The sequence below is a fragment of the Streptomyces sp. PH9007 genome, from assembly GCF_059813725.1.
The window spans coordinates 2,340,465-2,353,937 of sequence record NZ_CM187440.1 but is presented as its reverse complement, the minus strand read 5'-3'; the positions used below and the strand labels follow the sequence as shown (position 1 = coordinate 2,353,937).

At 67.6% G+C, this 13,473-nt stretch carries 6 protein-coding genes; 3 read left to right on the top strand and 3 right to left on the bottom strand.

Going from position 1 to position 13,473, the window contains the following annotated elements:
* Positions 1-3 precede the first annotated feature (3 nt).
* Positions 4-843 (top strand): tRNA pseudouridine(38-40) synthase TruA, encoded by an 840-nt coding sequence (truA, locus tag ACTFAP_RS10605; protein WP_500468909.1) that lies wholly within the window; start codon positions 4-6, stop codon positions 841-843.
* Positions 844-879: 36 nt separating this feature from the next.
* Here truA and ACTFAP_RS10600 read toward each other — a convergent pair whose 3' ends face one another.
* Positions 880-2,010, bottom strand: a complete 1,131-nt coding sequence (locus ACTFAP_RS10600) for an FAD-dependent oxidoreductase (protein ID WP_500468908.1) — start codon at positions 2,008-2,010, stop codon at positions 880-882.
* 55 nt (positions 2,011-2,065) lie between these two features.
* On the opposite strand from ACTFAP_RS10600, the gene ACTFAP_RS10595 reads away from it, so the two are divergent.
* Entirely contained in the window at positions 2,066-2,752 is a 687-nt protein-coding gene (locus ACTFAP_RS10595; RefSeq protein ID WP_451725301.1) for a TetR/AcrR family transcriptional regulator, read from the top strand.
* A 41-nt stretch (positions 2,753-2,793) separates the two neighbouring features.
* Here ACTFAP_RS10595 and ACTFAP_RS10590 read toward each other — a convergent pair whose 3' ends face one another.
* Both ACTFAP_RS10590 and ACTFAP_RS10585 read right to left on the bottom strand, forming a co-directional pair.
* A complete protein-coding gene (locus ACTFAP_RS10590) occupies positions 2,794-3,657 on the bottom strand; it encodes a hypothetical protein (protein ID WP_364242528.1) in 864 nt (287 codons plus the stop codon).
* A 74-nt stretch (positions 3,658-3,731) separates the two neighbouring features.
* Entirely contained in the window at positions 3,732-6,863 is a 3,132-nt protein-coding gene (locus tag ACTFAP_RS10585) for a VCBS repeat-containing protein (RefSeq protein ID WP_500468907.1), read from the bottom strand.
* Positions 6,864-7,243: 380 nt separating this feature from the next.
* Here ACTFAP_RS10585 and ACTFAP_RS10580 point away from each other — a divergent pair, with 380 nt between their 5' ends.
* Entirely contained in the window at positions 7,244-13,468 is a 6,225-nt protein-coding gene (locus ACTFAP_RS10580; RefSeq protein ID WP_500468906.1) for an RHS repeat-associated core domain-containing protein, read from the top strand.
* Positions 13,469-13,473: the final 5 nt, after the last annotated feature.

Below are 13,473 nucleotides of genomic sequence, written 5' to 3'. Positions count from 1 at the left end.
CGGGTGTCCGAGACGGTTCGGGTACGTCTTGACGTGTCCTACGACGGCGCGGCGTTCTCCGGCTGGGCCCGCCAGCGGGGGCGGCGCACCGTACAGGAGGAGCTGGAGGAGGCGCTGCGGGTCGTCACCCGCTCGGCGCGGGGGTACGAGCTGACGGTGGCCGGCCGTACCGACGCCGGGGTGCACGCGCGCGGCCAGGTGGCCCACGTGGACCTGCCGGCGGAGGTGTGGGAGGAGCAGCGGGAGAACCTGCACCGCCGCCTGACCGGCCGGCTGCCGCAGGACGTACGGGTGCGCCGGGTCTCGCGCGCCCCGGCGGACTTCGACGCCCGCTTCTCGGCGATCTGGCGCCGGTACGTCTACCGGGTGAGCGACCACCCGGGCGGGGTGGACCCGCTGCGGCGCGGCCACGTGCTGTGGCACAACTGGCCGCTGGACGTGGCGGCGATGAACGCCGCCTCCCAGCGGCTGCTGGGCGAACACGACTTCGCGGCGTACTGCAAGCGGCGGGAGGGCGCGACGACGATCCGTACGCTGCGCCGGCTCAGCTGGGAGCGTGGCGCGGACGGGGTGCTGGAGGGCACCGTGGAGGCGGACGCGTTCTGCCACAACATGGTGCGCTCGCTGGTGGGTGCGCTGCTGTTCGTCGGGGACGGGCACCGGGACCCCGAGTGGCCGGGGAAGGTGCTGGCGGCCGGGGTGCGCGACTCGGCGGTGCACGTGGTGCGCCCGCACGGGCTGACCCTGGAGGAGGTCGGCTATCCGGCGGACGACCTGCTGGCGGCCCGCAGCCGGGAGGCGCGCAACGTCCGCACCCTCCCGGCGTCGGCGGGCTGCTGCTAGACGCGGTGGCTCGGCCCCGATGGGGCGCCGGCGGTCTCAGCCCGCGGGCGCGGGTTCGGCGGGCCCGGTGGTGAAGAAACGGACGAGGTCCGCGGCCGCGGTGGGGGACAGCATCATCGCCTGGATCCGGGCGGACATCTCGGCGATGGGGCCGATCCTGGTGAACATCCCCTCCTCGTAAGCCCGGATCGCCGCCTCGGGGTCGGCGGGGCCGGCGGCGAGCCGGGCGGCGAGTTCGGCGCCGTCGAGCATGGCCTGGTTGGCCCCCTCGCCGACCGGTGGCATGAGGTGGGCGGCGTCACCAATGAGGGTGACACCCGGTCGGCCGGGCCAGCGCGTTCCGGTGGGCGTCGCTTCGATCGCGCGCGGGGCGGGCGTGCCGTCCCCGGCTTCGATGAGCGCGGTCAGCCGCGGGTCCCAGCCGCCGAACAGATCCAGCAGGGCGCGCTTGTCGCGCCAGGTGTCGAGAGGGCGGCCGTCGGGACGCAGCGTGATCCCGATCCGGAGGCTGCCGTCCCCCAGGCGTTGCGCCGCCAGGATCCGGTTCTCACCGACGCACCAGAGGTTCCCGGGGCCGACCAGCTCGGCGAGGCCGGGACGGCGCCGGTCGGCGTCCACGACGGTCAGTTCCACGAGAGTGGCCACGTGGGACAGCCGTACGTCGGCCAGCAGTGGGCGGACGACCGAGCGGGCGCCGTCCGCGCCGACGAGGAGGTCGCAGCTTGAGCGGTGGCCGTCCTGGAAGGTCAGTTCCCAGCCCCCGCCGGGTCGGGGGCTCGCCGCGATCAGGCGGCGCCCCCACCGCACCGCGTCACCGGGCAGACTGTCGAGCAGCAGATCACGCAGGACGCCCCGGTCGATCTCGGGACGTCCGGAGAACGAGCCGGGGTCCGGCACATGGTGGACCAGGGTGCGTCCGCTCGGATCGAGAAGGCGATGTTCCTCGCCCTCGGGGCGCGCCCGCGAGCGGAACCGGCCGGCCAGGCCCGCCGCGGCCAGGGCCTGTTGGCCGGACTCCGGGTGCAGATCGAGGGAGCCGCCCTGCGGGCGCGCCGACTGGCTCGTCTCGCGCTCGTACACCACCGCGTCGATGCCGTGCCGGCGCAGAATCCGCGCCAGGGTCAGCCCGCCCAGCCCGCCGCCGGCTATCGCCACGCGCATACCCATCCCCATCTCCTTGCCGTACACTGTACTGGTGAATACACCGTACGGTAGCGAATGGATGTCCGTCTGGGAACGGCCCGAACCTCAGCCACGGGCGGCGCCGGTGCCGTTGAGCCGCGAGAAGATCGCGGCGTCGGCGATCCGGCTCGCCGACGCGGACGGACTGGAGGGCCTGTCCGTCCGCAAGCTCGCCAAGGAACTCGGGGTCGGTCCGATGCGGCTCTACGACTACGTGAGCAACCGGTCCGAACTGCTCGACCTGATGGTCGACGTCGTCTACGCCGGGATCGCCGAGGCCGGCCGGCGGACCGCGTGGCGCGCCACCGTGCTGGCCATCGCCCACGCGACCCGTGACGCCGCCCTCGCACACGAGTGGTTCGCCGACCTGCTCGGCGGCAGGCCCCACCTGGGCCCCCACGCGCTCGCCGTCGGCGAGGCGACCGCGGCGGCGCTGAGCCAGGCCCCCGGCGTGCGCGGTATCGACGATCTCCAGCGGGCGGTGGGCGCCCTCAACGCCTTCCTCATCGGAGCGGTCCGCACAGAGGTCACCGAGCGGCGTACCGCCCGTGCCGGTGGCACCGACGAGGCCGCCTTCCAGGCCGCACTCGGCCCCTACCTCACCCGCATGCTCGACACCGGCAGATATCCCACCGTCGCCCGGCTCGTCATCGAAGGTGCCCACCTCGACGCCCGGGAGACCTTCGACCACAACCTGACCACCGTCGTGGACGGCATCAGCGGCTGACCGCCCGCCCCCGCGCGGCGTTCAGGTTCGGGGACGGTGCGCTAGCTGTTGTTGCGGCGCTCCTCGACGAGGGCGGAGGCCGAGGCGGACGCCTGGGTCTCGCCGCGCAGGATGATGCGGGAGAAGGCGTGGTCGTTGCCGTCCCGGGCCGCCTGCTGGGCCACGGTGCCGTCGCCGCTGTCGGGGGTGCCGTCGCTGTTGCCCGCGATGGTGAAGTAGGCGTAGCGGCCCACCTGGTTGGTGGTGGTACGGCAGCCGCCGCGCTGGCAGAACTCTGGGCTGTCGCCCGCGGTGAGCGGCAGCAGATTGCGGGTGTAGGCGGCGTTCGCCGCCACGGCGTCGTCCTCGGAGGGGAACTGGGCGACGCCGACCGTCACGGCGGCCCCCGAGCCGGTGAAGGTGGCGCGCAGCAGGGCGGCGCAGCCGTGTTCGGTGAGTACGGCACCCAGCTCGGCGCTGACGCCCTCGGTGCAGTCCTCGGTGGCGTCGGTGCCGGTCTTGGTGTACTCGCGGCCCTCGACGGTCATGGTCTCGCCCGCGTAGAACTCGTCGGCCGTGAAGGGCGCGAGGTCCTTGTCGGCGTCCGCTATGAACTCGCGCGGCTTGGGCAGCGGGGGAAGACGCGTCTCCTCGAACGAGGGATCGGCGGTGGGGCTGGCGGTGGCGTCGGTGCTGGTGTCGGCGGTCTGCCCGCCGCTGTCCCCGCCCGCCTGCCCGTCGGACCCGCCGTCCTGCTGCACGATGGCGAGCGCGACGACGGTCCCGACGGCCAGCGTGGCGAGCGCGCTTCCCCCGATGACGAACATCCGCTTGCGCCGCCGCTTCCGCTCCGCCTCAACGGCGAGCGCGCCCCAGTCCGGAGCTCCCTGCTGACCCCACCCGGGTGCTCCCTGCCCAAAACTCATGCACGAATCCTAGCGGCGGCCGGCAGCACCGGCCCCCGCCGGGAGGCGGCGGGGGCCGGGTAGGGGGACCGGGGTTAGCTGATGGTGCGGTATCCGGTGAACTTGGTGCTCACGGTAGTCAGTGTGGCCTTCTGATGGATGATGTCGATGGCGGAGAGCTGCAGCTGCCCTGTGGGCCGGATCAGGACCCAGATCTCGACGAAGCCGTCGCGTGTCAGGGCTGTTCTGGCCGTCAGTGCCGTCACATTGGCTGTGTGCCAACCCCAGCCCAGCTGCTGGGTATGGTCCAGGCTGATGGAGTAGTGACCGGCGTGGAGCTGACCGTCGAAGAGGAAGAGCAGGCCGTCGTCCTCACGGTCGTAGGCGACGATGAGATCAGGTATGCCGTCCTCGTTGACGTCTCCCGGAGCGGCCAGCGTCACCTCGTTGATGGTCGATCCCCGCGATGAGATCGGATCGTCCGGTCCGGCGATCAGCACCGGGTCGCGGTACGAGTCCAGCTTGAAGTCGTCGCTGCCGTAGTACAACCAGATGTACTCACCGTCGTTCACCAGGAGGTCGGGGAAGCCGGGGATGTCGTCGACTCCGTCTCCGTCGGTGTCGAGGCCGCCGTCGACGTCACCGACCGCGAGGATCTGCTTCGCCCCGCCGTTCCAGTGGTTGTTGGTCTCGTCGAAGACCGTGAGCTCGACGGGCCGGTGTTCGCCGCAGTCACTGCAGACGTCGCCGAAGCCGGAGTTGGGATAGACCCAGAGACCGTATTCCTCGGTTCCCTCCCTCGGGCGCAGAGCGAGGAGATCCTCGATACCGTTTCCGGTCCAGTCCCCCTGATGCGTGATCAGTGTGTCGCTCCAGTCACCGTCGTTGGCTGGAGTCGTCGCTTCATGTACCTGACCATCTCCCGAGCCGTAGTGGCTGATCAGCTTGCCGTTACCGTCGATTCCCCAGATGTCCGGTATCCCGTCGCCATTGATATCTCCTGGGGCGTCTGGGGTCTTCAGCCCCGAGGCGTAGAAGAGGTAGGCGTACGTGTCCGATTCGTTGGCCGCTCGATCAATGCTCTGCACATAGAGAACATTGGGGCCCGATTGGGTAGGAGTGAGCTTGATGTTGGCATTGCCGCCCGCGCTGACGTTGACGGTCTTCCGGGTGCCACTCCAGCTGGTCCAGTAACGGTACGTGACCACATCGTTGACGCCGCCAGACGTCAGCGTGAAGGTGCCTTCCTGCCGGATGCTCCCCGTCCCGCCGGGCCAGCCCTCACTGCCGTCGGGGAAGTCGGTGCTGGTGACGCCGGGAGGGCTGGAGGGCCGGTTCGGGTCGTACACGAAGCGGCAGCCGGGTGCGCCCAGCGGCGGTGTCCACTCGGACTTCAGCGAGCCGTCGTTGGCCTGGACCTTCCACGAGAAGTTCCCGTTGGCAACGTTCATGTAGGGCAACAGTGTCGACTTAGCGACTTTGACCTGGGCGTAGCCGCCAGAGGTGACGGAGACCGTCTTGTCGATGATCAGGCCGCCCTGCGCGGTGTCCCGGTGGCCGGTCGGCCACAGATGGAACATCGCTCTGACAGTGCCGCCGTCCTTGTCGGAGACCTTGGCACGCAGATAGAAGTCCGTGTTACCGATGTATTGGTACGGGGCGCGGTCTCCACAGCCGTACTGGTTATTGGTGGAGATGGGAGAGGTGTCGAGGTTGGAGGGCGGGTTGGGGCGCGTGTTGTAGGTGGTGCTCAGCACCGCCGAGGTAGCGGTGAACTTCTTCCAGGCGTAGACGTCCGTCTCGCTGGAGTCGGGGACCCTCAGCCCCAGGGTGAGTGAGTTGAACCCCCTGCTCTGAGCCGTCTTGGCTCCTGCGGTGGCGTCGAAGACCAGGTTCCCCGCCGGGCAATTGGAAGCCCAGCCCCTGGACTCATTGACCGTGCTCAGCCAGGAGCGCCATTCGGGCTGGTTGTTCCAGGTCGTGGCAGAGGTGATGCCTCCGACATACCAGAGCTCCACCTTCCGGGCGTTGCAGGACCAGGACCAGGTGTTGCGGATGCGGAACTTGGAGGAGGTGATCACCCGGTTGGTGTCCAGGAGGTTCTTGGAGTTCATCCGGAAGAAGGAGCGCGCGGTGCCGTTGGTCGTGTCCTCGTAGCCGACTCGGGCCTCGCTGGTACCGCCGTTGAAGTTGGCGCCGTTGAAGAAGCTGCTGTTGGGGTACTTCTTGTAGGCGATGGCCCAAGAGAGTCGGCTGCCCTCGACCGTGGGGTCGATGTACACGGGGTACTGGGTGTTCTCGCCGGTCAGCAGGTCCTGATCGGGGACGAGGAACAACTGGCTGTCGTCAACACGAAGCTCAGCGAGAGCGCTCTCGGCACCGATCCCCGGCGTGAAGTCGCTACTGATCGGCGCCTCCTCCCCGGCGGCACTCATCATCCTGCTGACCTCGGGGTCATCCGGGGTTTTGCTGTCCCACATGAGGGGGGAGGGTGCGGTGAAGACTTCCTGGCCGGCGGGGTTGATGGCTCGCAGGTTGCCGTGCTCGTCGGCGTTAACCTCCAGCCCGATGGTGTCCAAGCCGAAGGAGAGTTCCGCGAGCCGGGGGTTCGCGGCGGCAACGGCGTCGTGAACCACCAGAACCTGACCGAAACCACCGTTCCTGGCCTGCAGCTTGAGGTCCACTCCGTCCAGGACCCCGGGGTAGGTGATCACGTCTTCGTCGATCGTGGGCTGGGGCAGGGGATCTGGCCAGGTGATGGACATCGAGCGGCCATCCCGGACCACCGTGGCCAGCGGTTCTTCGCCGCCGCCGGCAGAGAAGGAGACCTGAACTTCCGTGGCCGCAGGTGAGTAGGTGCCGTCGTCGTTGTGACGCAGCGTGGTGTCGATGTCGACCAGCTGTCCGTTCTGGCGCACCCATTGCGGCATGACGTAGCTGTGTTCGGTGAAGTCGCCATCAGGATTGGCGAACACCTGTGAGGTTTCCGAACGTTGGGACAGTATCTCCACCGGTTCGCCGGTTTCTTCGGCTTCGCTCAGCGCAGTGCTCTCCTCCTGTGAGCGCCAGTCCTCCTCCCACGCCGGAGCCTCGTCATCGCCTCCCTCGGCAGCTGTTGCCATGGATGCGCTGAAAAGCGACGAGACGAGGGTGAGTGCGAGGGCCGGGGCGAGTATTCGGTATCGATGATATTTTCCTCGTGATGAGGAATAGAATTTCTTCTCCATATTCTTCATATTCCTTCTTCTCAAGTTCTCAGCACTGATTCATGGGGTGCCGATATGACGTCTGCCCATCGGATATGACGCGTGGAGAAGATGTAACGGCAGTCGATTGTCGGTGTCAAATGTCTCCCCATTGAGCCGTTGTCGGCGTTACTATCCAAGTATGTGCCCATTGGGGAAGTTTGGCCCCGTTGACCTGCAAGGTTGTTGCAGGTCAAACGCGCGCGCGGGAGTGGGGGTTGGGCCCATCGCGACAGCCACCGAGTTCCCGTAGCTAAATAACGAACACATAACGCATAGACTTGAATCGGATCATCCTGGCCTTTTCCTGTTACGTTCAGCGCTGTTTTTCATGGTGAAGATCAGGTGGAGGGGGCGTGGGCATGTCTGTTGACTGGCCTGGCCGGGGATGGCAGCGCGCGGCAGCTGTGGGATTGGCGACGCTGCTGTTCGGCGGAATGCTGGCCGGGCCCGTGGCCGCTCAGCAGAGGCTCGATCTGCCCGACATCGAGGAGATGGATCCGGTACCGACCACCTCGGTCACCGGGCAGCCCCTCGACTGGCCGGACGAGACCGAGGACCGCCCCGCGGCCAACGGGGCCGCCGAGACCGAGTGGTCGCAGTCCGAGGTGGAGGAACTGGCCGCCCCGGCCGGTCTCGGCACCGTGCAGATGCAGATCCTCAGCGGGGACGCCACGGAGAAGGCCGGCGTTGACGGCGTCCTGATAGCCGTACGGGGCTTGGCGGACGACGGCGAGGCAGCTGGGGCGGACGCCGCTACGGCCACTGTCGATCTAGCTCTGGACTACGAGCGGTTCGCCGGGATCTACGGTGCGGATTGGGCCAGCCGTCTCGTCGTCCGGGCCCTGCCGGAGTGCGTTCTGCTCACCCCGGACACCGATGACTGCGGCACTCAGCAAGAGCTCCCCTCGCACAACGATGCCGCCGCGCAGACGCTCTCCACACAGATCGACCTGCCCGCGACGGGAGCTGCCCTGGAGAGCGGTAGTGACCTGGTGAAGCCGGCCGACGATGAGCTAGCCTCAGCCACAGGGCTGATGGCCACCGTCGGCACCCGGCTTCTGGCACTTGAAGCAGCACCGTCGGGGGCTTCCGGAGACTTCACCGCCACAGACCTCTCCCCGTCCGGGTCCTGGACCCACGGGGGCTCCTCCGGCGGGTTCTCCTGGTCCTACGGCCTCGACATCCCCTCCGTGCCGGGCGGTCTGCAGCCCGGCCTTGGCCTGTCGTACTCCTCCCAGTCGGTCGACGGCCGCACCGCTGCCACGAACAACCAAGCCAACTGGGTCGGTGACGGCTGGTCGTTGTCACCCGGTTTCATCGAACGCCGCTACATCGCCTGTGAGGACGACAAGAGCGGGGGCAACAATCCGGGTAACAGGGTCGGCGATCTGTGCTGGAAGAAGGAGAACGCCACTCTGGCCCTCGGCGGATCCGGCGGCGAACTCGTCAAGGACGACACCACCGGCGTCTGGCGCAAGCAGGACGACGACGGCACCCGCGTCGAACTGCTGACCGGAGCTGACAACGGCGCGCGTAACGGCGAGCACTGGCGTGTCACCGCACCGGACGGCGTCCAGTACTACTTCGGCCTGCACAAGCTTCCCGGCTGGTCGGGCGACAACGCGGTGACCGATTCCACCTGGACCGTGCCGGTCTTCGGCAACCACGCCGGTGAGCCCTGCCGTGCCTCCTCCTTCGCCGACTCCTGGTGCCAGCAGGCCTGGCGCTGGAACCTCGACTACGTCGTTGACCCGCTCGGCAACGCGATGGCGTACTACTGGACCAAGGAGACCAACCGCTACGCCCGGGCCATCGACAGCTCCTGGAAGGGCACCCCGACCACCTACATTCGGGGCGGACACCTCAAGCGAGTCGACTACGGGCTGCGCAGCGACGCCGTGTACACCTCCAACCCGGCCGGCCGTGTCACCTTCGGGGTCTCCGAACGCTGTGTGCGCGAAGGCGCTGCCTGCGACTGGTCGAAGGTCACCAAAGACACCGCCAAGGACTGGCCGGATGTTCCCTTCGACCAGCACTGTGCCTCCGGAGCCGACTGCGAGGGCAACTACTCGCCGTCCTTCTGGACCACCAAGCGACTGACCTCCATCACCTCCTACGCCCTGGCCACCGGCGAGCTGAAGAAGGTGGACAGCTGGAAGCTGGACCATAGCTTCCCCTCCACGGGTGACGGCAGCGACCCGGCCCTGTGGCTGAAGTCCATCACCCGCACCGGGCACACCGGCGACGCCGACCTCACCCTGCCGGCGGTGACCTTCCGTGGCCAGCAACTGCCCAACCGGGTGGAGGGCGTTCTCGACCCGATCCCACCGCTGAACCGGTACCGCGTCTACGCCGTCGACACCGAGACCGGCGGCACCATAGGCGTCACCTACTCCAAGGCGGACTGCGATCCACGCAATCTGCCGTCACCTTCTTCCAACACCAAGCGCTGCTATCCGGTGATGTGGTCCCCGCCGGACGCCCCGGCTCCGGACTACGAGCCGTACCTGGACTGGTTCCACACCTACGTGGTGGACCAGGTGCTGGAGTCCGACAACACGTCGGGCGCTCCCGTCGTGCGCACCGATTACCGCTATCTGGGCGGCATGGGCTGGGCCAAGCCCGAGGACGAGTTCAGCAAGCCGGCGCACCGCACGTTCAGCGAACGCAAGGGGTACGGACGGGTCCAGACACTGAGTGGTGATCCGGCGGAGGGCGTACAGACCCTGACGGAAACCCGCTACTTCCGCGGCATATCCGGGGCCCAGGTCGCCGACACCGAAGGCAACCAGGTGGCCGATCACGAGGCGTTCGCCGGCCTGGTACGGGAGACGGTGACCCACGCGGGTGACGGCGGCGCGGTGCTGTCCGCCACTGCACACGTTCCCTGGCGCTCGGCTGCCACGGCGACCCACAGCCGGGACGGGGTGTCCGACCTGCGGGCGTACCAGGTCGACCTCAAGACGGAGACGTCGCGTGAGCGCCTGAGCGACGGCACCTGGCGGCGCACCCGTGCCGACAGCACCTTTGATTCCTTCGGCATGGTCGCCTCGGTCAGCGACCAGGGCGACACAGCGGTTGCCGGCGACGAGAAGTGCACCACCGTCAGCTACGCCAGGAACGAGAGCAAGAACATCCTCGGCCTCGAGGCGGAGAACCGGACCGTCGCAGGAACCTGCGACAAGACACCCGCACTGCCCGACGGTCTCCTGTCGGCGACCCGCACGTACTACGACGGTTCCGGCACCCTGGGAGCCGCACCCAGTCGCGGTTTGCCGACCCGGGTCGACGGAGTGGACAGCGCGGGTACGGGATACCGGACGGTCAGCACGGTGACGTACGACCAGTACGGCCGGGCCCTGACCCACACGGACGCGGCCGGCGCGGAGACCCGTACGGCGTACACACCTGCCACCGGGCAGTCGCCGACCAAGACCGTGACGACCAACGCCCTGGGGCACACCGCCGAGGTGACCACCGACGCGCGACGCGGCGTGGTGACGGCGGCCGTTGACGCCAATGGCGTACGGACGGACGCGACCTACGACGCGTTGGGGCGGACGACGGCGGTGTGGGAGCCGGGCTGGACGAAGACCGAGAACCCCACCAAGCCGACCGCGACGTACACGTACAGCTTGTCGCGGACGAAGCCGAACGTCGTCACCGAGCAGCGACTCGACTATCAGGGCGACTACCTGACAACCTATTCCTTCTACGACGGTCTGCTGCGCAGCAGGGAAACCCAGGGTCGTGCGGTGGGAAGACCGGACGGGAAGATCATCTCCGAGACGCTGTACGACACTGCGGGCCGGGCGTGGAAGTCGTACACCCCGTACTTCACGGATGGCGCCCCGTCGGCGGAGCTGGTCAAGGCAGCCGACAACAAGGTGCCGGCGGCCGTACGCAATGAGTTCGACGCCGCCGGCCGGACCGTCCTCTCCGTGGCCCTGCGCTACGGGGACGAAAAGGCCCGCACGCGCACCCTGTACGACGGTGCGGAGCGCACCACGGTGATCCCGCCGGAGGGTGGGACCGCGACGACCACCCTCACGGATGCCTACGGCCGGAAGGTCGAACAACGCTCCTACACCAATGCGGGACGCACCGCGTACCAGGCGACGACGTACGGCTACGATCTGGCCGGGAACCTGGTGACGATGAAGGACCCCGCAGGGAACTCCTGGTCGTGGTCCTACGACAAGCGCGGCAATCGCGTGCGGATCGATGACCCGGATACGGGGGTGACGACGGTGTCCTACGACGTGCTGGACCGTCCCGCCTCCGCCACCGATGCGCGCGGTGTCACCATGACAACGTCCTTTGATCTCCTCGGGCGCAAGACCGCCCTTGAGGTGGACGGGGAGACGACCGCCGAGTGGACGTACGACACGGTCAAGAAGGGTCGGCCCGCCAAGGACACCCGCTATGTGGACGGCGCGGCGTACACCACGGAGGTGGGCGGCTACAACGAGCGGTATCAGGTGACCTCTTCCACCGTCACGCTGCCGTCGGAGGAAGGTGCCCTGGCAGGCGCGTATACCTGGACGTACGGCTACAACAAGCGCACGGGCATCTTTGAATGGCTGATGCATCCGGCGATGGGCGGGTTGCCACAGGAGCGGGTCACCACCAACTTCACGAGGGAAGGTCTGCCCTTCAAGACCACGGCCGGACGCCAGGTGCTCGTGAACAACGTCAGCCACGACGCGTTCGGCCGGGCCGAGCGGACCGAGTTCGGAGTGCTGGGCCGCAAGGTGTACGACACCCGGATCTGGGACGAGCACACGGGCCGGCTGACAAGCCGGACCGTGGACGGCGACGAGGCGCTGCGCATCGAGAACACGCGCTACACCTACGACGAGGCCGGGAACGTGAAGCGGGTCGCCTCGGTGTCCGGCCAGGACGCGGAGGCCGTGTCCGACACGCAGTGCTTCACGACGGACGCGCTGCGCCGCCTGACCGAGGCGTGGACGACATCGACGGCGGTCGACGACTGCTCGGCGGGCGCCTCGGCGCGGACGGTCGGTGGCCCGGACGGCTACTGGCACGAATACGAGTACGACCTGGCGGGCAACCGCGTGAGCGAGACGCAGAACCCGGTGGTCAGCGGCTTTGGCACGGTGACCCGTGCGTACGGGATGACGGAGGCCGGGGGCGAGGGGGCGCACGCGCTGCGCAGCGTGACCACCACGGGCGGCCCCGACAGTGGGCAAAGCGAGTCGTTCACGTACGACGAGGCCGGCAACATGACGGGCCGGGCGGGCGGCGCCCGTGATCAGGAATTCGTCTGGAACGGCGAGGGCCGCTTGGACTCCGTGACGGAGGCCGGCAAGAGCACCTCATATGTGTACGACGCCTCGGGTGGCCGACTGCTCGCCCACAATGGTGACGGCCGCGCGACCGCGTATCTGCCGCACGGCAATGAGCTGACGGCGACGGGCGCTACCGTGACAGGTCAGCGGTACTACGAACACAGCGGCCAGGTGGTCGCCATGCGCGAGAGCACCACAGGTGATCTGACCTTCCTGTTCTCGGACCAACAGGGCACGGCGTTGATCGCGGTGGCCTGGGGCTTGGGCCAGGCGGTCCAGCGCCGCAAGCAGCTCCCGTTCGGCGGCGAGCGCGGCTCGACGGGCAGCACTTCATGGCCGGGCGACCGCGGCTTCCTGGACGGAACCAAGGACCCCACGGGTACCACTCATCTGGGCGCCCGTGAGTACGACCCGCTGCTGGGCCGCTTCATATCACCGGACCCGCTGCTGCTGGAGGATGACACCACCCAGCACAACGCCTACCAGTACGCGAACAACAACCCCCTGGCCTTTGCCGACCCGACCGGCCTGGCTTACGAGGAGTGTTTCTCGGGCCAGTACAAGTGCACCTACGGGTCGCGCCACAGCCTGGAAAAGGTGGAGTACGGCAAGAACTACGAAACGGTCACCAAGAACCAGGGCGGAACCCTGGCGCCGCGTTACGTTCGATATCGGAATTCCATGCAAACAGCGTGCTCCAAGGATCCAGGCTGCATCACGTGGAATGCCGGTCATGTTACCGCCAAAGCGCGGGCAGAAGATCGTGAGCAGGCGGAACGTGAGCGCCAGGCCGCAGAAGAACGGCGCAAGAACGAAGAAAAGAACCGAGGATTCTGGAACAGCCTGGCGCGGGGTGATGTTTCTGGCGCTGCCGGCGCAGCGTGGAACAAGGTTTCAGGTGTTGCCGACGTCGCCTTGGATAAATTGTCAGACGCTTGGCATGATTTCACCAGTGAAGATCTGTGGCGACGTCTCGGACATCTTGGTGTCAATATTGCAGCAGTGAGCCTCGGAACAGCCTTTGCTATCGGGTTCTGTGGAGCGACTGCTGGCGCAGGATGCCTAATTTTGGCAGGAGCTACGGCTGGCGCCTTGGCGGGGTCGATCTTGCACGTCGGGTTCGCAACTGCTACGAACGAGGATATTACTGGGCAAAAGGTAACAAAATGGATTTTCCAATCCGCCTCGGGCGGGGCGCGAAACGGTGCCTTTGTGGCAAGATACGGAACGACACCCCTCAAGAAGGGAATTGAAATATTGAAAGGGCGGTAATTCGA